This window comes from Kitasatospora sp. NPDC059795, assembly GCF_042732175.1.
Taxonomy (GTDB): domain Bacteria; phylum Actinomycetota; class Actinomycetes; order Streptomycetales; family Streptomycetaceae; genus Kitasatospora.
In genome coordinates this window covers 51,004-73,768 of the sequence record NZ_JBHWID010000022.1, presented here as the reverse complement: position 1 = coordinate 73,768, position 22,765 = coordinate 51,004, and the positions used below count along the sequence as shown (strand labels likewise).

Here is a 22,765-nt window from a genome sequence, read left to right as displayed (position 1 = left end):
GCGGGTCAGGCCGGTCGGAACGTGCGCAGGCGCAGGCTGTTGGTGACCACGAAGACCGAGGAGAAGGCCATCGCGGCGCCCGCGATCATCGGGTTGAGCAGGCCGCTCGCGGCCAGCGGGATCGCCGCGACGTTGTAGGCGAAGGCCCAGAACAGGTTGCCCTTGATGGTGGCCAGGGTGCGGCGCGACAGCCGGATCGCGTCCGCCGCCGAGCGCAGGTCGCCCCGCACCAGGGTCAGGTCCGCCGCCTCGATGGCCGCGTCGGTGCCGGTGCCGATGGCCAGGCCCAGGTCGGCCTGGGCGAGGGCGGCCGCGTCGTTGACGCCGTCGCCGACCATTGCCACGGTGCGGCCCTCCTGCTGGAGGCGGCGGACGGTGGCGACCTTGTCCTCGGGCAGCACCTCGGCGATCACGTCCTCGGTGGGGATGCCGACCTCGGCCGCCACCGACTCCGCGACCGCCCGGTTGTCGCCGGTCAGCAGGACGGGGCGCAGGCCCAGGGCGCGCAGCTCGGCGATCGCCTCGGCACTGGTCGGCTTGACCGCGTCCGTCACCTCCAGCACGGCCCGCGCCGCGCCGTCCCAGGCGACGGTGACGGTGGTGCGGCCGGCCCGTTCGGCGGCGGCCCGGGCCTCGGCGAGGGCGGTCGGCAGGGGCGTGTCGGCGAGCAGCGCGGCGCGTCCGGCGACCAGCGCGCGGCCGTCGACGGTGCCGCGGACGCCGAGACCGGGGAGGTTGCGGAAGTCGGTGACGGCGGGCAGGTCGCCGAGGCGCTCGGCGGCGGCGTCGGCCACGGCCCGGGCGATCGGGTGCTCGGAGGCGTGCTCCAGCGCGCCGGCCAGCCGCAGCGCCTCGTCCTCGGTGGTGCCGGCGGCGGTGTGCACGGCGGTCAGGGTCATCCGGCCGGTGGTGACGGTGCCGGTCTTGTCGAGGACGACGGTGTCGACCTTGCGGGTGTTCTCCAGCACCTCGGGGCCCTTGATCAGGATGCCGAGCTGGGCGCCGCGGCCGGTGCCGACCATCAGGGCGGTCGGGGTGGCCAGGCCGAGGGCGCACGGGCAGGCGATGATCAGCACCGCCACGGCGGCGGTGAAGGCTTCGGTGGGGCTGCCGGTGGCGAGCAGCCAGGCGATCAGGGTGCCGAGGGCGAGCAGGATGACGGCGGGCACGAAGACGGCGGAGATCCGGTCGGCGAGGCGCTGGGCGGCGGCCTTGCCGTTCTGCGCGTCCTCGACCAGCTTCGCCATCCGGGCGAGCCGGGTGTCCGCGCCGACCCGGGTGGCCTCGACCACCAGGCGGCCGCCCGCGTTGACGGTCGCGCCGGTCACGGTGTCGCCGACGGAGACCTCGACGGGCACGGACTCGCCGGTCAGCATCGAGGCGTCCACGGCGGAGCTGCCCTCGACGACCGTGCCGTCGGTGGCGATCTTCTCTCCCGGCCGGACCACGAAGCGGTCCCCGACGGCGAGCCGGTCGACCGGGACGCGGGTCTCGCGGCCGTCGCGCAGCACCGCGACGTCCTTGGCGCCGAGGTCGAGCAGGGCGTGCAGGGCGGCGCCGGCCCGGCGCTTGGAACGGGCCTCCAGCCAGCGGCCGAGCAGGATCAGGGCGGTGACGGCGGCCGCGGTCTCCAGGTAGAGGGCGGAGGAGGCGTCGGTGCGGTCGACGGTGAAACTGAAGGAGTGCCGCATGCCGGGCAGGCCGGCGTGGCCCCGAAACAGTGCCCACACGGACCAGCCGAAGGCGGCCAGGGTGCCGAGCGAGACCAGGGTGTCCATGGTGGCGGCGCCGTGCCGGGCGTTGGTCCAGGCGGCGCGGTGGAACGGCCACCCGCCGTACACCACGACCGGGCCGGTGAGGGCGAAGGCCAGCCACTGCCAGTTGTCGAACTGCAGGGCCGGGACCATCGACAGCAGCACCACCGGGAGGCTGAGCACGGCGCTGATCAGCAGCCGGTCGCGCAGCGGGTCCTGGACGGCTTCCGGCTCCGGTTCGGGTTCGGGCGGCGGCGGGAGCTCGGCGGTGTAGCCGGTCTTCTCCACCGCGGCGATCAGGTCGGCGACGCTGGTGCCGGGGCCGAAGTCCACCCGCGCCTTCTCGGTCGCGAAGTTGACGCTGGCCTCGACGCCGTCCAGCCGGTTCAGCTTCTTCTCGACCCGGGCGGCGCAGGACGCGCAGGTCATGCCGCCGATCGCCAGTTCGACGCGCTCCCGGGGCCCGGCGGGGGCGGCGGGATCGGTGGTGGTGCTCATCGACTCGCTCTCTCTCGGCGGCGGCGCGGGGGCGGCTTCGGATCCCGCCGCCCCCGCGGGCGGATCAGGCGGCCCGGCCGACCAGCTCGTAGCCGGCCTCGTCCACCGCGGCGGCGATCTGCTCGTCGCTGAGCGGGGACTCGGCGGTCACGGTGACGGTGCCGGCCGTGGCGTCGGAGGAGACCGCGGTGACGCCCGGCAGACCCGAGACCTCGCCGTTGATCGCCTTCTCGCAGTGGCCGCAGCTCATGCCGCTGACGGTGTAGGTGACGGTGCTGGACATGGGAACCTCCGGGACGCTCGCGGCTTGTGCCAACGGAGAACAGCATACCCCCCAGGGGTATTACGTCCAGGGGTGGGTGGCGCTCCTCGACCGACACGAACCGTGGCCCGTTCCCGAGCCTAGTCCGGCTTCACGCCCGGCCCGCAACGACGGGCGGCCCGCGGCCCGACCGGCCGCCGACGGCCGCCCCCGGCTGGCCGGGCCCCGCTCGATCGCGCGGGGCGGGTCGGACGTGTGTCCGATATGTTCGAAACGTGGCTGTTCGACGCCGGGACCGTGCGGCGGCCGCCGGGAGCGGCGACGAGCCGTCCGCCCGGCGCCGCACCGCGCTGCTCGCCGCCGACCTCCAGGACGTCTCCCCGCTGCTGCGCGCCGCGCCCGCGCTGCTGGCCATCGGCCTGGTGGTGGTGGCCGACGTGCTGGCCGGGTCGAACAGCTTCCTGGCGCCGCTGATGGTCGTCGTGCCGTCGGTCGCCGCACTCACCCTCCGGCCGCGCGAACTGATCGGGGTCTGCCTGCTCGGCCTGGTGGTGATGTTCGTCCTCAACCGCTACTACGACCGGGTCACCGCGCCGTCCGACAGCCGCTTCCTGTTCGGCGCGACGATCAGCTACATCGTGCTGAGCGCGTTCAGCGCCTTCGTCGCCGACGTGCGGATGCGAAGAGCCGAGGCCTTCGCCGCCGTCAGCTCGGTCGCGGAGGCCGCCCAGCGGGCGCTGCTGCGCCAGCCCGACCCGGTGGTCGGGCCGCTGCGGCTGTCCGTGCGCTACGTCTCCGCCGCGGACGCCGCCCGGATCGGCGGCGACCTGTACTCCGTGCTGGACACCCCGTACGGCACCCGGGTGCTGGTCGGCGACGTCCGCGGCAAGGGGCTGGGCGCGGTGCAGACCGCCGCCGTGGTGCTCGGCGCGTTCCGCGAGGCCGCCTACGACGAGGAACGGCTGCCGGCCGTCGCCGCCCGGATCGAGGCCAGCATGCACCGGCACGTGCCCGACGGGGAGTTCACCACCGCGCTGTTCGCCGAGTTCCGCGCCTCCGGCCCCGTCGACCTGCTGCACCTCGGGCACGTCCCGCCGATCCGGGTCCGCGCCGACGGCCACGCCGACGTCCTGGAGTCCGCCGACCCGTGGCTGCCGCTCGGCCTCGGCGACCTCGCCACCGGCGCGCCCTGCGCCACCGCCGTCCCGTTCGGCCCGCGCGAAGTCCTGGTGCTCTGCACCGACGGCGTGATCGAGGCCAAAGGACTGCGCTCCGGCACCTTCTACCCGCTCGCCGAACGCGTCGGCCCGCTCGTCAAGGACGGCTGGCGCTCCCTCACCGACCTCGACACCGCCGTCGCCCGCCTCTACGGCGACCTGCTCGAACACACCGGCGGCGGCCTCAACGACGACGCACTGCTGCTGCTCGTCACCCGGCCCGAGGGCGGGTGAGGGGCCGGGGGTGGTTATTTGGCGTCGCCGTAGCAGTCGACGACGGCGGTGGTGAGGGGGAAGCGGACCGGGGTGTCGCCGAAGACCAGGGCGGTGGCCTCGTCGGCGGCTGCGGCGACCTCGGCGGCGACCGTGTCGGCCAGGTCGGCGGGGGTGTGCACGACCACCTCGTCGTGCTGGAAGAACACCAGGTGCGGGCGGTCCGGGCCGGAGTGCAGGGCGGACAGGCGGCGGCGCAGCGCGGCCAGCAGGGCCAGCGCCCAGTCGGCGCCGCTGCCCTGGATGACGAAGTTGCGGGTGAAGCGGCCGCGGGCGCGGGCCGAGCGGCCACCCGCCTCGCCGGACTCGGGGGCCTCGGTGAGGTCCAGCCAGTCCGCCGAGGGCGGCGGGCAGACCCGGCCCAGGCGGGAGGAGACCACGCCGCCGTCCTCGCCGGTGCGGGCCGCCGCCTCCACGTAGCCCATCGCGTCCGGGTAGCGGCGGCGCAGCGTGTTCAGCAGCGGGCCGATGCCGCCGCCGGTCTGGCCGTACATCGCGCCCAGCAGGCCCAGCTTGGCCTTCTCCCGGTCGCCCTGGAAGGCGCTCGCCGCGAGCGCCGCGTACAGGTCGCCGCCGGCGGCGGTGCGGGCCAGGCCGCGGTCGCCCGACAGCGCGGCCAGCACCCGCGGCTCCAGCTGCGCGGCGTCCGCGACCACCAGCAGCCAGCCCGGGTCGGCGACCACCGCGCGGCGCAGGGTGCGCGGGATCTGCAGCGCGCCGCCGCCCCGGGACGCCCAGCGGCCGGTGACGACGCCGCCCACCACGTACTCGGGGCGGAACCGGCCGCCGCGCGCCCACGCCGCCTGCCAGGCCCAGCCGTGCGCGGCGAACAGCCGCGACAGCTCCTTGTAGCGGATCATCAGGGCGGCCGCCGGATGGTCGACCGCCTTCAACTCCCAGGAACGGGTCGAGGACAGCTGGATGCCGCGATCCGCGAACGCCTTGATCACCTGGGTGTGCGAGTCCAGGTTGAACGGCCGCGCGCCCAGCGCCTGCTGGACCTCCAGGGCGAGATCGGACAGCTTCGACGGCAGCGTGCCCGGAATGGTCGGACGCGGCCCGAGCAGTTCCGTCAGCAGCGCGTCGTGCACGTCGGCCCGCCACGGCAGCCCGTCGTGCGCCATCTCGCAGGCCAGCAGCGCCCCCGCCGACTCGGCCGCCACCAGCAGCCGGAACCGGTGCCGGGCCGCCGGGTCGGCGATCGCCGCGAGCCGCCGCAGCTGCTCCGCGTGGACGGCCACCGTGGCTTCCAACGGGTCGGCGCCGGGCGGCAGTTGGAGCCGGTCCGGGGCGAACAGGCCGTCCTCGTCGGGCAGTGCGCCCTCCGGCAGGTCGGCCGGCACCGGCAGCCCGCGCAGCCGCGCCCAGGCCGCGCCCAGCGAACGCGGCGCGCCGAACCGGCCCTCGTGGCCCAGCAGCAGCGCCTCCGTCAGCCGCAGGTCGTGGCAGCGCGCCACTCGCTCCGGCAGCTCCGCCAGCAGCGGGCCGTACGCGGTGTCGGCCGTCGGCCACACCCAGCGCGGCGCGTGCTCGGCCTCCACCGCGGCCACCGCCTCGGCCAGCCGCGGCACCTGTTCGGCGGGGCCGAGCGGGCTGCCGTCCTCGGCCAGCGGGCGCAGCCGCCCACCGGGGCCGTGCGGGTCGGGCACCAGGGCGTAACGCACGGGCGGGGGCTCCTCTCGGGCTGCCTGCGAGCAGGTTCGTGTGCGGCGGGTGGACCTGTCGACGTTAGCCGGTGCCGCCGACAGTCGCCCGGAGGGGCGTGCCGGGGCCGACGACAGGCCCCGGGCGGGGGGTTCGGTGTTCCGCCGACGCGTTGCGCCCCGTAGGGTCGGCGGTCATGAGCGACAATCCCTTCTTCTCGCCCAGCACCCTGGTGTTCGAGCTTCCGCCCTTCGCCGAGATCCGGGAAGAGCACTACCGTCCGGCGTTCGAGCGAGGCATGGCCGACCAGCTCGCCGAGATCGCCGCGATCGTCGCCGACCCGGAGCCGCCGACCTTCGACAACACCGTTGTCGCGCTGGAACGTTCCGGTGCGGTGCTGCGCCGGGTCGGCGTCGTGTTCGAGAACCAGGACTCCTCCGACACCACGCCCGGCGTCCAGGCCCTCGACGCCGAGATCAGCCCGCTGCTGGCCGCGCACTCCGACGCCATCCACCTCGACGCGGCCCTGTTCGCCCGCGTCGACGCGCTGTACCGCGACCGCCACGAACTCGGCCTGGACGCCGAGTCGCTGCGCCTGCTGGAGCGCCGCCACACCGCCTTCGTCCGGGCCGGCGCCCGCCTCGACGAGGTCGGTCAGCAGCGGCTGCGCGAGATCAACACCCGACTCGCCGCCGACGCCGCCGCGTTCCGCAAGAACACCCACGACGCCTCGCTGGCCGGCGCCGTCGTCGTCGACAGCGCCGACGCCCTCGACGGCCTGCCTGCCACCGCGATCGCCGCCGCCGCCGAGAACGCCCGCGCGCTCGGCCACGACGGCCGCTGGGTGCTCAGCCTGAAGAACTTCTCCAACCAGACCGAACTCGCCGAGCTCACCGACCGCGCCCTGCGCGAGCGCCTGCTCACCGCCTCGCTGCGCCGCGGCCTCGACACCAACGGCCCGCTGGCCGCCCGGATGGCCGCGCTGCGCGCCGAACGCGCCGCCCTGCTCGGCTACGACAGCCACGCCGCGTACGTGGTCGCCGACGAGACCGCCGGCACCGTCGAGGCGGTCGGCGCGATGCTCGGCCGGCTGGTCGGGCCCGCCGTCGCCATCGCGCAGCGCGAGGCCGCCGAGCTGGCGGCCGCCGCGGCCGCCGACGGCGTCGACGAACTCGCCGCGCACGACTGGGCGTTCTACGCGGAGAAGGTCCGCGCCGAGCGCTACGACGTGGACACCGCCGCGCTGCGCCCGTACTTCGAGCTGGAGCGGGTGCTGCAGGACGGCGTCTTCTTCGCGGCCGGCCTGGCGTACGGGCTGAGCTTCACCGAGCGTCCCGAGCTGACCGCCTACCACGCGGACGCCCGGGTGTTCGAGGTGACGGACGCCGACGGGTCCTCGCTGGGCCTGTTCATCGGCGACTTCTACGCCCGCGAGTCCAAGCGCGGCGGCGCCTGGATGAACGAACTGGTCTCGCAGTCCCGGCTGTCGGGCCGCAAGCCGGTGGTCGTCAACAACCTGAACGTCGCCCGCCCGCCCGCCGGGGAGCCGGCGCTGCTCAGCTGGGACGAGGTCCGGACGCTGTTCCACGAGTTCGGGCACGCGCTGCACGGCCTGTTCTCGGACGTCCAGTACCCGATGTTCGCCGGCACCGAGGTGCCCCGGGACTTCGTCGAATTCCCGTCCCAGGTCAACGAGATGTGGATGATCCGGCCCGAGGTGCTGGCCAACTACGCCCGCCACCACGTCACCGGCGAACCGCTTCCCGCCGACACGGTGGAGCGGATGCTCGCCGCCGAGAACTACGGGCAGGGCTTCCGGACGGTCGAGTACCTGTCCGCCGCGCTGCTCGACTGGGCGTGGCACTCGCTGCCGGCCGGGGCGAGCGTCGAGGACGCGGAGGCGTTCGAGGCGCAGGCCCTCGCCGAGGCGGGCGTCGCGATGGCGACGGTGCCGCCGCGGTACCGGACCGGGTACTTCAACCACGTGTTCTCGAACGGGTACAGCGCCGGGTACTACGCGTACATCTGGTCCGAGGTGCTGGACGCCGAGACGGTGGACTGGTTCGCCGACAACGGGCGCGAGGTGCGGGACAGCGGCGAGCTGTTCCGGGCCGAGCTGCTGTCGCGGGGCGGGAGCCGGGACGCGATGGAGTGCGTGCGGGCGGTGCTGGGGCGGGAGCCCTCGATCGAGCCGCTGCTCGCCCGGCGCGGGCTGGCGTAGCGGCGGGCTCGCGAGAGGGCGGGCTGGCGTAACGGCGGGCTCGCGAGAGGGGGGGCCGCGCCCCCGGCGGGGGGGGGGGCGGCCCCGGGCCCGCACCGGCCGCCACCCCGGCGGAGGCGGCCGCCCGGCGGGCGGGCGGCCCGCCCCCCGGCGGGGCGGCGGGCCGCCCTCTGCCGCTACCGGGCGAACACCGGGCCGTAGCCGACGGCCGGACGGCCGTCCGGGGTGAGGGCGCAGTAGCCGCCGTTCCCGCGGCACCAGTACCACATGGTCCAGGCGGCGGCGAAGCCGTTCATCGCGGTGACCTGGCGGCGGATCAGTTCGGCGTTGCCGGGGGTGGCGGCGCTGGGCGGGCCCCATTCGCCGACCAGGACGGGGAGGCGGTGGGCGCGCGGGTAGGCGGTGATCGCGTCGGTGTAGGCGTCGACGAAGCCGCCGGCGGGGTCCCAGTCCCGGCCCGCCTCGACGGCGGTGTCGTAGAAGTGCGGGGCGTAGCCGATCCGGTCGGCGCCCGGGCGGGGGTCGGCGAAGCCGGGGAGCCGGGTGGGGACGCCCTGGCCGACCAGGACGGTGGGCTCGACGAACAGCCAGGCGTCGCGGTCGACCCGCCGGACGGCGTCGATCAGGCGGCGGTACATGGCGGGGAGCCGGCCCTGTTCGAGGGCGGCGGCGGAGGCGGCGAGCACCGCCGGGTCGGTGGGGTCGCCGTCCACCGGGCCGAACGGCTCGTTGAACAGGTCGTAGCCCAACAGGGCGCGGTGGCCGCGCAGTTCGCGCGCGACGGTGGTGTACAGGTCGGCCTGGGCGCGCTGCAGGTCGCGGTCGTCGTAGAGGTGGCGGAAGGCGGCCTGGACCGAGGGCTGGAAGTAGCCGGCGAACCAGTCGTCCGGGTCGGGCGTGAACGGCAGGCCGTCGTCGCGGGTGGCCCAGCGGGGTGCGCCGCCGTCGCCGCCGCCGAAGTACTGGCCGTAGACGTCCTGGTGGTAGTCGACTACGGCGTACAGGCGGTACTTCTCGGCCCAGTCCAGGATGCGGTGCAGGCGGGCGAGTTGGGCCCGGTCGTAGCGGCCGGGGGCGGGTTCGAGGCGGGCCCAGGAGACGGCGACGCGGATCAGCCGGAAGCCGTGCGAGGCGAGGTCGCGCACGTCGGCCTCGGTGGTCTCGTCGTACTTGTCGAGGTTGAAGCCGCGCAGGTCGAGGACGCGGCCGTGCCGGTCGGTGAAGGCGGTGCGGCCGTCGGCGAGGGTGGTCGCGGAGACCTTGCGGGCGTCGAAGGGCTCGCGGTCGGCGGGCGGGCCGGCCGAGACGGTGCCGAGGACGGCGGCGACGGTGAGCAGCAGGGCGGCGGCGGAGCGGCGGACGCGCACAGGGCACCTCGCGGCGGGGTGGGGGAGGGTGGGAGTGCGCCGATCCTGCCGGAGCCGCCTCCGCCGCACAAGAGGTGAGACATGCTCATGTTTGACGGGCGGTCAGGCCTCGGGGCGGGCCTCCGTCCGGGTCTCCGTCCGGGCTTCCGTTCGGGTCTCCGTCCGGGGGTCGGGGCGCGGCTCGGGCCGGGGTTCGGGTCGGGGCTCCGGGGTGGTGGCGAGCATCGGGGGCAGGTCGGCGGCGGCGGAGAGCCGGCCCCAGAGCAGGTCGGCGAGGGCCTGCACCATGCGGGCGCGCGGGCAGGGGCGGGTCTCCAGCCACCAGTCGCCGGCCGCCAGCACCATGCCGGTGATCGAGCGGCCCCAGGTCTCGGAGAGCAGCGGCCCGTCCTGGCCGAGGTCGATCTGCTGCTGGATGGCGCGGGTGATCTCCTCGGCGATCTGCCGCAGCGCGGGCGCCAGCGCGTTGCCCGCGCCGGTGGGGTCGCCGGGCTCGGGGTGGGTGAGCAGCCGGTACACCTGCGGGCGGGACTCGATCGCGGCCAGGTAGACGTCCAGCACGTGTTCGACCCGGTCGCGGCGCTCCAGTGGCTCGTTCAGGGCGGCGCGGACGGCGGCCAGCAGCCCGGTCGTGTGACGCGCCGTCAATGCGCCGATCAGGCCGTTCCGGTCGCCGAAGTGCCGGTACAGGATGGGCTTGGTGATGCCCGCCTCGGCGGCGATCGCGTTCATGCTGGCGCTCGGGCCCTCGCGCTGGACGACCCGGTCGGCGGCGTTGAGCAGTTGTTCGCGGCGGGGTTCGGTGGTCATGCGCTGCTCCTCGTGCGGGTGGGACCTGGACGGGCGTTGACACCGGTTACCTATCGGTAGCAGACTCGCCGCCATGTTACCGGAGGTAACAGCGCAGTGGCGCGGACGCTCCGGCCCGCACTCCCGTCTCCTGGAGGCCGACCATGACCACCTTCTCGCTCGACCCCGGGCCGGACCAGATCGCCGTCCGTGACTGGCTGCACGGATTCGCCGCCGACGTCATCCGCCCGGCCGCCGCCGAGTGGGACGAGCGCGAGGAGACCCCCTGGCCGATCATCCAGGAAGCCGCCAAGATCGGCATCTACTCGCTCGACTTCTACGCCCAGCAGTTCTTCGACCCGTCCGGCGTCGGCATCCCGATCGCCATGGAGGAACTGTTCTGGGGCGACGCCGGCATCGGCCTCGCCATCACCGGCACCACCCTGGCCGCCGTCGCGGTGCTCGCCAACGGCACCGACGAGCAGATCGGCACCTGGGCGCCGCAGATGTTCGGCACCCCCGACGACGTCAAGGTCGCCGCGTTCTGCTCCTCCGAGCCCGACGCCGGCTCCGACGTCTCCGCGCTGCGCACCCGCGCCGTCTACGACCGGGCCAAGGACGAGTGGGTGATCAACGGCACCAAGACCTGGGCCACCAACGGCGGCATCGCGCACGTCCACGTGGTGGTCGCCACCGTCGACCCCGAACTCGGCGCGCGCGGCCAGGCGTCCTTCCTGATCCCGCCCGGCACCAAGGGCCTCAGCCAGGGCCAGAAGTTCAAGAAGCACGGCATCCGCGCCTCGCACACCGCCGAGGTCGTCCTGGACGACGTCCGCATCCCCGGGCACTGCCTGCTCGGCGGCAAGGAGAAGCTCGACGCCCGCCTCGCCCGCGCCCGCGAAGGCGCCAAGGGTGGCGGCAAGAACGCCGCGATGGCCACCTTCGAGGCCTCCCGCCCCGCTGTCGGCGCGCAGGCCATCGGCATCGCCCGGGCCGCGTACGAGGTCGCCCTCGACTACGCCAGGACCCGCGTCCAGTTCGGCAAGCCGATCATCGAGAACCAGGGCGTCGCCTTCCAACTCGCCGACATGAAGACCCGCATCGACGCCGCCCGGCTGCTGGTCTGGCGGGCCTCCTGGATGGCCGTCAACAACCAGCCGTTCACCAGCGCCGAAGGCTCGATGTCCAAGCTGTACGCCGGCGAGACCGCCAAGTTCGTCACCGCCCAGGCCATGCAGATCCTCGGCGGCAACGGCTTCACCCGCGAATACCCCGTCGAGCGCATGCACCGCGACAGCGCCATCTACACCGTCTTCGAGGGCACCAGCGAAATCCAGCGCCTGGTCATCGCCCGCGCCATCTCGGGCGCGCCCATCCGCTGACGCCCCGCCGGTTCCCCGATCCGCCCGACGGCGGTGGCCCCCCACCAGTGCAGCCGCCGCCGTCGGGCCCTGTTTCGCGCTCAGAACTTCGGCTCGCGGCGTTCCAGGAATGCGGCCAGGCCCTCGTGGACGTCCGGGGCGGTGCGGGAGGCGCGTTCCCAGGAGGCCAGTGCGGCGGCCGCTGTTTCCGGGGTGGCGGACAGGGCGGCCTTGACGGCGCCGATGGTCTGGGGGGAGCGGTGGGTGAGGAGGCGGGCGAAGTCCCTTGCGCGGGCGTCGAGTTCGGTGGGCGGGAGGACCTCGTCGAGGAGGCCGAAGCGTTCGGCGCGGGTGGCCGGGACGAGGGCGCCGGAGAAGAGGAGGTACTTGGCGCGGGCCGGGCCGACCAGGGCGGCCAGGCGGAGGGTGGGGACGGCCGGGTAGACCACGCCGAGCTTGGCGGGGGTGATGCCGAGGCGGGCGTCCTCGGCGGCGAAGCGCAGGTCGCAGGCGACGGCCAGCTGGCAGCCGCCGCCCACGCAGGCGCCCCGGATCACCGCGAGGGTCGGCCGGGGGAACGCCGCCAGCGCCTCCTCGGCGGCCACGTTCAGCGCGTGGTAGGCGTCCGCGGCGGCCGGATCGGCGTAGACGTCGGCGAGTTCGGCGATGTCCGCGCCGGCCGAGAAGGTGCCCTCCGCGCCCGTCAGCAGCAGCGCCCGCACGTCGGAGCGCCCGCCGAGCTCGGCCAGCAGGCCCGGCAGCGCCCGCCACATCGCGCCGGTCACCGCGTTGCGGCGCTCGGGGCGGTCCAGCAGCACCGTCGCCACCCGGTCCTCGCCCACCCAACAGCGCAGGCCGTCCACGCCGGTCGGCAGCTCGGCGTCCCCGGGGCCCGGGCGGTCGAGCGGAACGGTGCTCGCGGACATCACGGCCTCCGGGGAGATGGGAGAGGGGACGGGTCGTCAGCCTTCCACAGCGCGGCGGCCGTTCACCATGTGACGCGGATCAAGCGGAGGCGCGCAGCTCCTGCCACTCCGGGGCGAGCATCGACCAGACCTCCAGGTCCAGCCGCTCGCCGTGGTGCAGGGAGGTCTGGCGCATCGTGCCGTCCAGCGTCATGCCCACGCGCCGGGCGACCGCGCGGCTGGCCGGGTTCACCGTGGAGTTCCACCACTCGGCGCGGTGCAGGCCGCGCTCGACGAACGCGTAGTCCAGCAGGCGCCGGACGGCGGTGGTGATCAGGCCGCGGCCGCGGCCGGCCGGCTCCGTCCACGCGCCGATCTCGCACACCCCGTCCCGGGTGTCGAACCGGACGAACATCACTCCGCCGATCAGCGTGCCGTCGAGCCAGATCCCGTAGATCCGGCCGCTGTCGCTGCACTGCTTGTCGGCGTACCGCTGAAGGGTGGTGCGGGCCGACGCCAGGTCGGTGCTGATGCCCGCCCACGGGATGAACGGGTCGACGGTGGCCCGGGCGCGCTCCATGTGCGCCAGGAACTCCTCGGCCTGCCACGGCTCCAGCGGGCGGAGCTCGGCGTCCTGGGTGAGTGCGACGGTGTACATGGGCAGCCCCTCCGGCGTTCCGACATACATAACAAACGTTTGGTAGGTACCCTAGCGCGCATGACACCACCCGCCCGCGGAGACCACGACGCACGCCGCCGGGACGTCTCCGAGGCGGTCTGGCGAGTGCTCGCCGCCCGCGGCTTCGGCGGACTCACCCTGCGCGCCGTGGCCGCCGAACTCGGCGCCTCCACCGGGCTGCTCACCCACTACTTCCCCAACAAGCGGGCCCTGGTCGCCCACGCACTGGACGTCCTCGACCGGCAGACCGCCGACCGCCCCCGCCCCGCCACCGCGGAGAGCACCGGCACCCGCGGCCTGCCCGTGCTGCGCGCCGCCCTGCTCGACATCCTGCCGCTGGACGGCGCGGGCACCGCCTGCAACCGGATCTGGGTCGGCTCCTGGGACGCCGCGCTCACCGACACCGAGCTGACCGCCGAGCACGCCGAGCGCTACCGCCGGTCGCGGCGGCGGATGACCGAACTCTGCGCCGAGGCCCAGGAACTGGGCGAACTCCCCGCCGACCGGCCGGCCGCGGACCTCGCCGCGCTGGCCCAGTCCTTCGGGCTCGGGCTGGTGGTGCAGGCGCTGTTCGCGCCCGCCGAGTTTCCGCCGGAGCGCCAACGCGCCCTGCTGGACGACTTCCTGGCCGGGCTGGTGACGGGGGAGCGGCCGGGCCCGGACCGGGGCTGACGGCGATCGGGATGGCTGCGGCCGGGGGAACGGTGGCCGGTGGGGTGGCGGCCAGTGGGCGGCGGGCGGCGGGCGGTGGTCGGGAACGGTGGCGGTCGGGGCGGTGTGCCGTGGCCGCCGGTGCTCCGCGGCGGGTCGCCGGGCCGGAGCCTGAGGTGCCCCCAGCAGGATTCGAACCTGCGACCTACCGCTTAGAAGGCGGGTGCTCTATCCGCTGAGCTATGGGGGCCGGGGTTGTGACGTCGGCCCGCTTGCCGGGCCTTGGCACCGGGACGGGATGTTCCGGGACAGGATACGGGTGTTCAGTTCCGCCCCCTGGACTTCGAAGACCGTGTCGGCCTCCACGGGGCGGTCCGATAATCGCAGGTAGTGCCCCGGTGCGCAGCGCCCTGCGGCGTCCTGGAGCCGGACGTTGTGCAGTCGTTACGGGGCTGTCTCCCCACCCGTTATGCATTCGGCGCGGCAATCCCTCGAACCGGCCCGCGGGTGGGGGCATGTTTTGGGGTTCCTTCAGGTGGATGACATGGACGGGGCGACTTGACGTCCACTCGTTCGGGGTTTCGGCGGTGGCGTCCGGGTGTCCAGCGGGTGCACGCCGAGCTTTGTCGTGGACACGCCCTCCGGCGTACGTCACGTCAAGTGATCGAATCCGAACAGGAAATCACGAGTATTTCACTCGTCCGAGGTATCCGGGTTTTCCACAGGGCCGAGTTTTCCACAGGGGAAGGGAAGTTACTGGTCCGAATTCGCCGACCGGCAGAGGATCTGTCCGCGGCGGAAATCCCGTCGGCGAATTGCGGGTCGGCCGGTTCGGCGGCCGGAGAACGGAGGCGGGGAAATGGACGGCGCGCTGGTGACGATGGTCGGTTATGCGGCCTCGAATGTGACGTACCGGGAGACGGCCGGCGGGGTGGCCGTCGCCAGCTTCCGGCTGGCCGCCACCGAGCGGCGCTTCGACCGGGAGCGCGGCGACTGGTCGGACGGCGAGACCACCTGGGTGACGGTGGTGGCCTGGCGGCGGCTCGCGGTCAATCTGGTCGGCTCGGTCGGCAAGGGTGACCCACTGGTGGTGAGCGGGCGGCTGCGGGTGCGCGAGTGGGGAGAGGAGAACAGTCGGCGCACCGAGGTGGAGATCGACGCCCGCGCGGTGGGTCACGATCTCACCCGCGGCACCGCGCTTTTCAAGCGCGCGGTGGAGCCCCGGGCGGTGGAGGCCAAAGCGGCGGCGGCGCAGGGCGGTTCGGGGGCGGCACAGGGCAGTTCGGGGGCGGAGTGGCCGACCGGTCCGGCCCGGGGCGGGTCGCGGGCGGTGCGACTGGTGGAGGAGGCGGTGCCGGAATGGATCGTCCAGGCGGTGGCGGCCCGCCGGGAGGCCGAGGCGGGGGGCCCGGCGGGCGGTTCGGCCGGCGGCCCGGCCGGCGGTGCGGCGCGCGGCGGCGCGGGCGGGCCGGTCGGCGGCCTCGGCGGGGCTGCGGGGCCGGGAGGTTCGGATGTGACGCAGGAGGTTCTGAACTGACGGATTCTGGGCGCGTGAGGCGCCGATCGGTGCAATCCTGATTGCCGCGGCGGCGGCTCGTGACTTTATGTCGACTCATCAACTCCCGCTGGCAGTGCGCTCCTTGATAACGAAACAGCCACGATATCGTCCTGATTTGCTACGGCCGCCGAGCGCTCGGGTCCCGTCAATAGGATGCGTCTGGTCCACACACGTGCAGCGGTGCCACAGGGGGTGCCGCTTTGCAGGGGGCGGGTTGCCACCGGCACGTCGCCGCCCGGAGGGATCGCACATGTTCCACAAGCAGAGGCGGGCTGTCTCCCGCATCGTCGCTGTCATGCTCGCGTCGGGCCTGGTCGTCGGATCAGGGCTGCTCGCCACCGGCGCCGCCGCCGCGGCCGACACCCCTTCGGGCGTGACCGGAAAGCTGGAGGGCGGGGTCAAGTACGGCGAGCGGATCGAGTCCGAGACCCGCCCGGGCCACTGGGAGCCGGTCACCGCAGGTCCGTTCACCCTCAAGGTGACCGGCACCGAGTCCGCGCTGGACGTCTACTGCATCGACCTGCTCAACCCGACGCTCACCACGGCGACGTACCACGAGACCGACTGGGCCTCCACCTCGCTCTCCCAGCCGGCCAAGGTCAAGGCCAAGGCCGGTCCGAAGATCCAGTGGATACTCGAGAACTCCTTCCCGAACATCGACGAGGTCGCGCTCTCCAAGTCCTCCGGGATCGACGGGCTGACCAAGAACGACGCCGGTGCGGCCACCCAGGTCGCGATCTGGCACTTCTCCGACCCGAACATTCCGGTCCGGATGGTCGGCGACTTCCCGAAGACCACCAAGCTGATCGACTGGCTGATCGCCCAGGCCGAGGCCAAGGGCGGCTCCGAGGAGCCCAAGCCCACGCTGGCGCTCAACCCGAGCGCGGTCGGCGGCAAGAGCGGTGAGACGCTCGGCCCGATCACCGTCAACACCGGCGGCGGCGCCGCCGACGTCGCGGTCGCGCTCGACAAGAAGGGCACCGACGCCGGCCTCGCCCTGGTCGACAAGAACGGCGCCCCCGTGAAGACCGCCAAGAACGGCGACCAGCTGTTCGCGAAGGTCCCCGCCGGTGCGGACGCCGGCAGCGCCGGCATCACCGCGGACGCCAGCGCCACCATCAAGCTCGGCCGCGCGTTCGTCGGCGACGACAACGGCAAGCACAGCCAGACGCTGATCCTGGCCGGCACCAACAAGGTCAAGGTCCACGCCCTCGCCACGCTGGCCTGGGCGCCCACGGGCGCGATCCCGGCCGTCACCGGCAAGGTCGACTGCACGCAGGGCGCGCTGGTCCTCACCGTCTCCAACAAGGGCGACCAGGACTGGAAGTTCACCGTCGGCGGCAAGGACGTCACCGTGAAGCCCGGCGCCACCCAGGACGTCGTCCTGCCGGTCGCCGAGGACACCGCCTACAACTTCACCGTCACCGGCCCGGCCGGCTTCTCGCAGACCTTCAGCGGCGTGCTGAACTGCAAGACCGACAGCAACACCGTGCCGCCGTCCACCCCGGCGCCCAGCTCGTCCGGCCCTGAGCTGGCCACCACCGGTGGCGGCATGGGCACCGGCGTCACCGCCGCGATCGCCGGCGTCCTGGTCGTCGCCGGTGGCGCCGCGGTCTACGGCCTGCGCCGCCGCGGCCGCCACAGCCGCGCCTGACCCGTACGCCGACCGTCACCCGGCAGCCCGCCGGGTGATCGGCCCCCGGCCGGCCCCGCCCCCGCACCCGAGGGGCGGGGCCGTTCGCATCCCGGGCCGCCCCCGCAGCAGGCGGTCCGCGGGCCGGCCGGTTCCCGCCGGGCCCGAAGGGCGTTCGGGGCGGCACCGGCCTTACGGCACAATGGAAGGCTGCAAGCCGATTACTCGACGACGACGCCGGAGCGATCTCACGTGGCGGAATACATCTACACCATGCGCAAGGTGCGCAAGGCACACGGCGACAAGGTCATCCTTGACGACGTGACGCTCTCCTTCCTCCCCGGGGCGAAGATCGGCGTTGTCGGCCCCAACGGCGCCGGTAAGTCCACTGTGCTGCGGATGATGGCGGGCCTGGACCAGCCCTCCAACGGCGACGCCTTCCTCTCGCCGGGCTTCACCGTCGGCATGCTCCAGCAGGAGCCGCCGCTGGACGAGACGAAGACCGTGCTGGAGAACGTCCAGGACGGCGTCAAGGAGACCAAGGGCAAGCTCGACCGGTTCAACGAGATCGCCGAGCTGATGGCGACCGACTACTCGGACGCGCTGCTCGACGAGATGGGCAAGCTCCAGGAAGACCTGGACCACGCCAACGCCTGGGACCTCGACGCCCAGCTGGAGCAGGCCATGGACGCACTGGGCTGCCCGCCCGGCGACTGGCCGGTCACCAAGCTGTCCGGTGGCGAGAAGCGCCGCGTGGCGCTGTGCAAGCTGCTGCTGGAGCAGCCCGACCTGCTGCTGCTCGACGAGCCCACCAACCACCTGGACGCCGAGTCGGTGAACTGGCTGGAGCAGCACCTGGAGAAGTACCCCGGCACCGTCGTCGCCGTCACCCACGACCGGTACTTCCTGGACAACGTCGCCGAGTGGATCCTCGAACTCGACCGCGGCCGCGCCTACCCGTACGAGGGCAACTACTCCACCTACCTGGAGACCAAGCAGACCCGCCTCAAGGTCGAGGGCCAGAAGGACGCCAAGCGCGCCAAGCGGCTCAGGGAAGAGCTGGAGTGGGTCCGCTCCAACGCCAAGGGCCGCCAGGCCAAGTCGAAGGCCCGCCTCGCCCGTTACGAGGAGATGGCGGCCGAGGCCGACAAGATGCGGAAGCTGGACTTCGAGGAGATCCAGATCCCGCCGGGCCCGCGTCTGGGCAGCGTCGTCATCGAGGTCGACCACCTCAACAAGGCCTTCGGCGAGAAGGTCCTGATCGACGACCTGAGCTTCACCCTGCCGCGCAACGGCATCGTCGGCATCATCGGCCCGAACGGCGCCGGCAAGACCACCCTGTTCAAGATGCTCCAGGACCTGGAGACCCCGGACAGCGGCACCGTCAAGGTCGGCGAGACCGTCAAGATCAGCTACGTCGACCAGACCCGTTCCAACATCGACCCGAAGAAGACCCTCTGGGAGGTCGTCTCCGACGGTCTGGACTGGATCAACGTCGGCCAGGTCGAGATGCCGTCCCGCGCCTACGTCTCCGCGTTCGGCTTCAAGGGCCCGGACCAGCAGAAGCCGGCCGGCGTGCTGTCCGGCGGTGAGCGCAACCGCCTCAACCTGGCGCTCACCCTCAAGCAGGGCGGCAACCTGCTGCTCCTCGACGAGCCGACCAACGACCTCGACGTCGAGACGCTGTCCTCGCTGGAGAACGCGCTGCTGGAGTTCCCCGGCTGCGCCGTGGTCATCTCCCACGACCGCTGGTTCCTGGACCGAGTGGCCACCCACATCCTCGCCTACGAGGGCGACAGCAAGTGGTTCTGGTTCGAGGGCAACTTCGAGTCCTACGAGAAGAACAAGATCGAGCGCCTGGGCGCCGATGCGGCCCGCCCGCACCGCGCGACCTACAAGAAGCTCACCCGCGGCTGATCCGCGGACGCACCGGCGGCCCGGCAGCCCACCCCTCGGGGCGGACTGCCGGGCCGCGGCCCGTAGGCTTCCTACGGGTCCACCTGATGTGAGGAGAACACCGTGGCACGCCACATCTACGCCTGCCCCCTGCGGTGGTCGGACATGGACGCCTTCGGTCACGTCAACAACGTGGTCTTCCTGCGCTACCTGGAGGAGGCCCGGATCGACTTCATGTTCACCCAGGCCGCTGAGGCCGGCGCCGGGGAGTTCGCCGGCGGGTCCGTGGTGGCCCGCCACGAGATCGACTACAAGCGGCCGCTGGTGCACCGCCCCGAGCCGGTCACCATCGAGACCTGGGTGACGAAGATCGGCGGCGCCTCGCTGACCGTCTCCTACAAGATCAAGGACGTCGCCGCGGACGGCACCGAGACGGTCTACGTCACCGCCTCCACCGTGGTCGTCCCCTACAACCTCGCCGAGGGCCGGCCGCGCCGGATCAGCCCCGTGGAGCGGGAGTTCCTCGGCCGCTTCATGGACGAGCAGCCCGCCGGCTGCGCCGCCTGACGGGCCCCGGCCCCCGACGCCCCGAGCCCGCCGCACTGACGAAACGAGCTGAACGCCCGGTGACCGCGCAGCCCCGCCTCGACCTCGCCGACCAGGGGGAGGCCGCCGACCTGGCCGCCTTCCTGGGCCGGCTGCTCCGCTTCGACCGGGCCGCCGCGGTCCGCCTGCAGGCGGTGCCGGGCGCGGACGCCGGCGGAGTGCTGGCGGTGTTCGGCCGGCTCCCGCTCGGCGGCTCGGCGGTGCTCGCGGTGCGCACCGTCCGGCTCACCGGCGAGCTCGCGGCCGCCGATCTGACCGTCTCCGCCGGACAGTTGATGGACTCCGTGGACGAGCCGGGCGCGAGCCTGACGCTGCCCGCCCCGGTCACCGGCCCGTCCTGGGCGGGCCTGCTGCCGCCGCGCTCCGGCTGGCAGCCGCTCGGGCAGCCGCCGGTCGACCAGGTGATGGACGAAGTGCGCACCGCCGTCGCCGAGTTCAAGCAGCGCACCGCCGAGGTGCCGGAGCACCACCGGAGCCGGCAGGCGGTGGACGCGATAGCGGACGAGATCTGGTCCCGGCCGCTGGGCGCGGCCGAGGGCCTGCCGCTGCGGGCCGCGCACGCCGCCCACGCGATCGGGTTCCTGCGCCCCGGCGCCCTGCTGCGCGCGCACCGCTCGGGCCCCTGGCTGCGGTTGGACGCCCCGGCCGGCTCGGTCGCCCTCCGGGCGGGCGGCGCCCCCGGCGCGGGCCTCGGTCTCAGCCCGCTGCGCTGAGACTGCGGAACTGCGGGCTGCGGAACCGCGGACTGCGGAACCGCGGACTGCGGAACAGCCTTCTCAGCCCGCCGTGTTGATCATCGAGGCGGCGGCGTACGTCATGTAGTGCCACAGTTCGCGGTCGTCCTCGGCGGGCAGGCCGAGCTGGTCGAGGGCGGCGCGCATGTGGCGCAGCCAGGCGTCGTGGGCGGCGCGGTCGACCTGGAACGGGACGTGGCGCATCCGCAGGCGCGGGTGGCCGCGCCGCTGGCTGTAGGTGCGCGGGCCGCCCCAGTACTGCATGAGGAACAGCGCGAAGCGCTCCTCGGCGGGGCCGAGGTCCTCCTCCGGGTACATCGGGCGCAGCAACTCGTCCTGGGCGACGCCCTGGTAGAACAGGTGGACCAGCCGGTGGAAGGTCTGCTCGCCGCCGACGCGGTCGTAGAAGCTCTCCTGCTCCGCCGCCGACGGCTGCCCGGTCTCCTCGTGTGCGGTGTCGCGTCCGGTGTCAGTCACCTGTCCATGGTCGCAGACGCCGACAGGGGTCGTACACCGGGACTTTCGGTGTACGACCCCTGTCGCGGGCGGGGCGGAGGCTACGCGTCGTCCCAGTTGAAGAAGCGCCAGGCGATGGCGGACAGGACCACCGTGAAGCCCAGCAGGATGCCCATGGCGGGCAGCGCGTCGGCGATGCCGCCGCCCTGGCTGAGCACCGACTTGGCGGGGGTGATCAGGTAGCGCAGCGGCAGGGCCCTGGAGACGTCCTGCAGCCAGCTGGGTGCGAAGTCCAGCGGGATGAACGCGCCGCCGAGGAAGGACATCGGCAGGATGATCAGCTGGTTGATGCCGTTCGCGGACTCCTCGGACTTCGCCAGCGAGCCGGTGACGAGGCCGATCGACATGAAGGCCAGGGTGGCGCAGATCACCAGCGGGATCACCAGCCACCAGTTGCCGGTGAGCTTGAGTCCGAAGTAGTCGAGCTGCGCGACCGCGAGGAACAGCGCGGTCTGGGCGAGCGCCACGATCACGCTGACCAGCACCCGGGCGCCGACGATGGTGCCCGCCGAGATGGGCGCCAGCCGCAGGCGGCGCAGCACCCGCTTCTTGCGCCAGGTCACCAGGGTGAACGAGGCGCCGTAGACCGCGCCCATGGAGACGGCGTAGGCGAGCAGGCCGGGCGTCAGGTACTGGATCGGCTTGGTGGAGTCGTCCTCGACCTTGGAGGCGTCCAGGGTGAACGCCGGGGTGGCGTGCGAGGCCGCCTGGTTGGCGGTCTGCACCAGGGAGTCCATGATGCCCTGCACGGTGCCGGCCTTGACCTGGTCGGCCTGGCTGAAGCGGAGCACCAGCTTGCCGTCGGGGCCCTCGGTCACCAGGCCGTCGAGCTCGCCCTTCTTGACCTTGGTCAGGGCGGATTCCTCGTCGGAGAAGGTGGTGATCTCCAGGACGGACAGCGGGCCGTCCTTCTGGTCCTTCAGCTGGTCGAGCAGCTTGACCTGGCCGACCTCGGCGACCTTGACGTGCGAGGTGCCGCCGCCCTTGTAGAGGACGCCGAACAGCACCAGGAACATCAGCGGCAGCGCCAGGGTGAAGAACAGGGTGCCCTTGTCGCGGACGAAGCCGAGCAGCATGACCCGGGACAGTCCGACGAAGGCGTTGGCCTTCTCCTTCCCGCCGTCGGCGGCTGGGGAGGTGCGGGCCTGGTCGGTGGCGGTCATGCCCGGTACTCCCGTCCGGTCAGCTGGAGGAACACGTCCTCCAGGGTGGCGCCGCGGACTTCGAGGCCGCGCAGCGCGTTCTCCTCGGCCAGCATGGAGAGCACCGGCCCGGGCGCGTGGGTGGACAGGGCCAGGGTGGTGCCGTCGTCCTCCAGGTTGCTGAACGTGGCGCCCGCGGTGGTGAGCAGGTCACGGGCCCGGTCGGCGGTCAGCATTCCGGATTCCACCCGGATCCGGACGGTGTCGTCGATCTCGCGGACCAGCGCGGCGGGCGCTCCGGTCTTCAGCACCTTGCCGTGGTCCATCACCGAGACGCGGTCGCAGAGGATCTCCGCCTCGTCCAGGTAGTGGGTGGTGAGGACGACGGTGCGGCCCTCGGCGTTGATGTCGCGCAGCAGGTCCCAGAGGTTGCGGCGGGCCTGCGGGTCGAGGCCGGTGGTCGGCTCGTCGAGGAACACCAGCTCCGGGTCGTGCACCAGGGCGCAGGCGATGGACAGGCGCTGGGCCTGGCCGCCGGACATCTTGTCGGTCAGCACGCCCGCGGACTCGGTCAGGCCGACCCGCTCCAGCATCGTGTCGGCCGCCTTCGGGCCGATGCCGTAGAAGGAGGCGAAGGTGCGGATGGTCTCGCGCGCGGTCAGTTTGTTGAAGAACGCCGACGCCTGGAACTGCACGCCGATGCGTGGCAGCAGCTTGGCGTTGCGCGGCCACGGCGACATGCCGAGCAGCTCGACGCGGCCCTCGTCGGCCTCCCGGATGCCTTCCAGGATCTCCAGCGTGGTGGTCTTGCCGGCCCCGTTCGGCCCGAGCAGGCCGTAGAACTCGCCGACAGCGACGGAGAGTGACACCCCGTCAACTGCCTGTACGTCCCCGTACCGCTTCCGGATCCCGTCCGCGGTTATTGCTTCAGTCATGGGCCGAAGCGTAGGCGCTGGGGCGCTCCCCACGAGCGCATTTGTATGAACTTTGATCGCTCGGTGATGGTCGGGCATGCCGACCGGCGGCGGGGAGGCAGGCTCCCCGCCGCCGGTCCGGCGT

Annotated in this window: 18 protein-coding genes, 1 tRNA gene and 1 pseudogene; 9 read left to right on the top strand and 11 right to left on the bottom strand. The window is 73.3% G+C overall.

Annotated features, from left to right (window positions below; translation table 11 throughout):
* Nucleotides 1–5: 5 nt before the first annotated feature.
* Nucleotides 6–2,252, bottom strand: a complete 2,247-nt coding sequence (locus ACFV4P_RS32055) for a heavy metal translocating P-type ATPase (RefSeq protein WP_380477025.1) — start codon at nucleotides 2,250–2,252, stop codon at nucleotides 6–8.
* A 64-nt stretch (nucleotides 2,253–2,316) separates the two neighbouring features.
* Nucleotides 2,317–2,535, bottom strand: a complete 219-nt coding sequence (locus tag ACFV4P_RS32050; RefSeq protein WP_073815081.1) for a heavy-metal-associated domain-containing protein — start codon at nucleotides 2,533–2,535, stop codon at nucleotides 2,317–2,319.
* A 254-nt stretch (nucleotides 2,536–2,789) separates the two neighbouring features.
* Here ACFV4P_RS32050 and ACFV4P_RS32045 point away from each other — a divergent pair, with 254 nt between their 5' ends.
* Entirely contained in the window at nucleotides 2,790–3,965 is a 1,176-nt protein-coding gene (locus ACFV4P_RS32045) for a PP2C family protein-serine/threonine phosphatase (protein WP_380477024.1), read from the top strand.
* A 14-nt stretch (nucleotides 3,966–3,979) separates the two neighbouring features.
* Here the strand turns inward: ACFV4P_RS32045 and ACFV4P_RS32040 are convergent, their stop codons facing one another.
* Complete coding sequence (locus ACFV4P_RS32040) at nucleotides 3,980–5,668, bottom strand: bifunctional 3'-5' exonuclease/DNA polymerase (RefSeq protein WP_380477022.1); 1,689 nt, start codon at nucleotides 5,666–5,668, stop codon at nucleotides 3,980–3,982.
* 176 nt (nucleotides 5,669–5,844) lie between these two features.
* Between ACFV4P_RS32040 and ACFV4P_RS32035 the strand changes: the two genes are divergently transcribed.
* On the top strand, nucleotides 5,845–7,869 hold the full coding sequence (locus ACFV4P_RS32035; protein WP_380477021.1) for a M3 family metallopeptidase: 2,025 nt from the start codon (nucleotides 5,845–5,847) through the stop codon (nucleotides 7,867–7,869).
* Nucleotides 7,870–8,045: 176 nt separating this feature from the next.
* Here the strand turns inward: ACFV4P_RS32035 and ACFV4P_RS32030 are convergent, their stop codons facing one another.
* Both ACFV4P_RS32030 and ACFV4P_RS32025 read right to left on the bottom strand, forming a co-directional pair.
* Nucleotides 8,046–9,236: a glycoside hydrolase family 5 protein gene (locus ACFV4P_RS32030; RefSeq protein ID WP_380477020.1), complete on the bottom strand. Its 1,191-nt coding sequence runs from the start codon at nucleotides 9,234–9,236 to the stop codon at nucleotides 8,046–8,048.
* Nucleotides 9,237–9,470: 234 nt separating this feature from the next.
* Nucleotides 9,471–10,046 (bottom strand): annotated as a pseudogene (locus ACFV4P_RS32025) (TetR family transcriptional regulator); the annotation flags it as partial.
* A 143-nt stretch (nucleotides 10,047–10,189) separates the two neighbouring features.
* Between ACFV4P_RS32025 and ACFV4P_RS32020 the strand changes: the two are divergent.
* Nucleotides 10,190–11,407 carry an acyl-CoA dehydrogenase family protein gene (locus ACFV4P_RS32020; protein ID WP_380477019.1) on the top strand — a complete coding sequence of 406 codons (1,218 nt, stop codon included), beginning with the start codon at nucleotides 10,190–10,192 and terminating at the stop codon, nucleotides 11,405–11,407.
* Between the two features lie 80 nt (nucleotides 11,408–11,487).
* Here ACFV4P_RS32020 and ACFV4P_RS32015 read toward each other — a convergent pair whose 3' ends face one another.
* Entirely contained in the window at nucleotides 11,488–12,312 is an 825-nt protein-coding gene (locus ACFV4P_RS32015) for an enoyl-CoA hydratase/isomerase family protein (protein WP_380477018.1), read from the bottom strand.
* A gap of 79 nt (nucleotides 12,313–12,391) precedes the next feature.
* Entirely contained in the window at nucleotides 12,392–12,949 is a 558-nt protein-coding gene (locus ACFV4P_RS32010; protein WP_380477017.1) for a GNAT family N-acetyltransferase, read from the bottom strand.
* Nucleotides 12,950–13,009: 60 nt separating this feature from the next.
* Between ACFV4P_RS32010 and ACFV4P_RS32005 the strand changes: the two genes are divergently transcribed.
* Complete coding sequence (locus tag ACFV4P_RS32005) at nucleotides 13,010–13,642, top strand: TetR/AcrR family transcriptional regulator (protein ID WP_380477015.1); 633 nt, start codon at nucleotides 13,010–13,012, stop codon at nucleotides 13,640–13,642.
* A gap of 156 nt (nucleotides 13,643–13,798) precedes the next feature.
* Here the strand turns inward: ACFV4P_RS32005 and ACFV4P_RS32000 are convergent.
* A tRNA-Arg gene (locus tag ACFV4P_RS32000) sits at nucleotides 13,799–13,871 on the bottom strand.
* 609 nt (nucleotides 13,872–14,480) lie between these two features.
* Here ACFV4P_RS32000 and ACFV4P_RS31995 point away from each other — a divergent pair.
* The 5 genes from ACFV4P_RS31995 to ACFV4P_RS31975 all read left to right on the top strand — a co-directional run bounded on the left by ACFV4P_RS31995 (nucleotide 14,481) and on the right by ACFV4P_RS31975 (nucleotide 20,027).
* The gene (locus ACFV4P_RS31995) at nucleotides 14,481–15,158 is read left to right on the top strand and encodes a single-stranded DNA-binding protein (protein WP_380477013.1); all 678 of its coding nucleotides are present in this window, start codon (nucleotides 14,481–14,483) and stop codon (nucleotides 15,156–15,158) included.
* Between the two features lie 316 nt (nucleotides 15,159–15,474).
* Entirely contained in the window at nucleotides 15,475–16,833 is a 1,359-nt protein-coding gene (locus tag ACFV4P_RS31990; protein ID WP_073815142.1) for a Cys-Gln thioester bond-forming surface protein, read from the top strand.
* Between the two features lie 231 nt (nucleotides 16,834–17,064).
* Nucleotides 17,065–18,729 (top strand): energy-dependent translational throttle protein EttA, encoded by a 1,665-nt coding sequence (gene ettA / locus ACFV4P_RS31985; protein ID WP_073814985.1) that lies wholly within the window; start codon nucleotides 17,065–17,067, stop codon nucleotides 18,727–18,729.
* A gap of 102 nt (nucleotides 18,730–18,831) precedes the next feature.
* Nucleotides 18,832–19,275 carry a thioesterase family protein gene (locus ACFV4P_RS31980; protein ID WP_073814983.1) on the top strand — a complete coding sequence of 148 codons (444 nt, stop codon included), beginning with the start codon at nucleotides 18,832–18,834 and terminating at the stop codon, nucleotides 19,273–19,275.
* A 59-nt stretch (nucleotides 19,276–19,334) separates the two neighbouring features.
* Nucleotides 19,335–20,027: a hypothetical protein gene (locus ACFV4P_RS31975; protein WP_380477010.1), complete on the top strand. Its 693-nt coding sequence runs from the start codon at nucleotides 19,335–19,337 to the stop codon at nucleotides 20,025–20,027.
* A 63-nt stretch (nucleotides 20,028–20,090) separates the two neighbouring features.
* Here the strand turns inward: ACFV4P_RS31975 and ACFV4P_RS31970 are convergent, their stop codons facing one another.
* The 3 genes from ACFV4P_RS31970 to ACFV4P_RS31960 form a co-directional block, all read right to left on the bottom strand.
* Nucleotides 20,091–20,525: a globin gene (locus ACFV4P_RS31970; RefSeq protein ID WP_380477008.1), complete on the bottom strand. Its 435-nt coding sequence runs from the start codon at nucleotides 20,523–20,525 to the stop codon at nucleotides 20,091–20,093.
* Between the two features lie 80 nt (nucleotides 20,526–20,605).
* A complete protein-coding gene (locus ACFV4P_RS31965; RefSeq protein WP_380477007.1) occupies nucleotides 20,606–21,727 on the bottom strand; it encodes an ABC transporter permease in 1,122 nt (373 codons plus the stop codon).
* Nucleotides 21,724–22,641: an ABC transporter ATP-binding protein gene (locus ACFV4P_RS31960; protein WP_380477005.1), complete on the bottom strand. Its 918-nt coding sequence runs from the start codon at nucleotides 22,639–22,641 to the stop codon at nucleotides 21,724–21,726. The genes ACFV4P_RS31965 and ACFV4P_RS31960 overlap by 4 nt, the downstream gene beginning before the upstream one ends.
* Between the last annotated feature and the right edge of the window lie 124 nt (nucleotides 22,642–22,765).

Bases quoted from the DNA above. Each gene is read 5' to 3' on its own strand.
- ACFV4P_RS32020 (WP_380477019.1), top strand. From the start codon at position 10,190: ATGACCACCTTCTCGCTCGACCCCGGGCCGGACCAGATCGCCGTCCGT.
- ACFV4P_RS32005 (WP_380477015.1), top strand. From the start codon at position 13,010: ATGACACCACCCGCCCGCGGAGACCACGACGCACGCCGCCGGGACGTC.
- ACFV4P_RS31995 (WP_380477013.1), top strand. From the start codon at position 14,481: ATGGACGGCGCGCTGGTGACGATGGTCGGTTATGCGGCCTCGAATGTG.
- ACFV4P_RS31990 (WP_073815142.1), top strand. From the start codon at position 15,475: ATGCTCGCGTCGGGCCTGGTCGTCGGATCAGGGCTGCTCGCCACCGGC.
- ACFV4P_RS31960 (WP_380477005.1), bottom strand. From the start codon at position 22,641: ATGACTGAAGCAATAACCGCGGACGGGATCCGGAAGCGGTACGGGGAC.
- ACFV4P_RS32015 (WP_380477018.1), bottom strand. From the start codon at position 12,312: ATGTCCGCGAGCACCGTTCCGCTCGACCGCCCGGGCCCCGGGGACGCC.
- ACFV4P_RS32035 (WP_380477021.1), top strand. From the start codon at position 5,845: ATGAGCGACAATCCCTTCTTCTCGCCCAGCACCCTGGTGTTCGAGCTT.
- ACFV4P_RS32050 (WP_073815081.1), bottom strand. From the start codon at position 2,535: ATGTCCAGCACCGTCACCTACACCGTCAGCGGCATGAGCTGCGGCCAC.
- ACFV4P_RS32055 (WP_380477025.1), bottom strand. From the start codon at position 2,252: ATGAGCACCACCACCGATCCCGCCGCCCCCGCCGGGCCCCGGGAGCGC.
- ACFV4P_RS32010 (WP_380477017.1), bottom strand. From the start codon at position 12,949: ATGTACACCGTCGCACTCACCCAGGACGCCGAGCTCCGCCCGCTGGAG.
- ACFV4P_RS31965 (WP_380477007.1), bottom strand. From the start codon at position 21,727: ATGACCGCCACCGACCAGGCCCGCACCTCCCCAGCCGCCGACGGCGGG.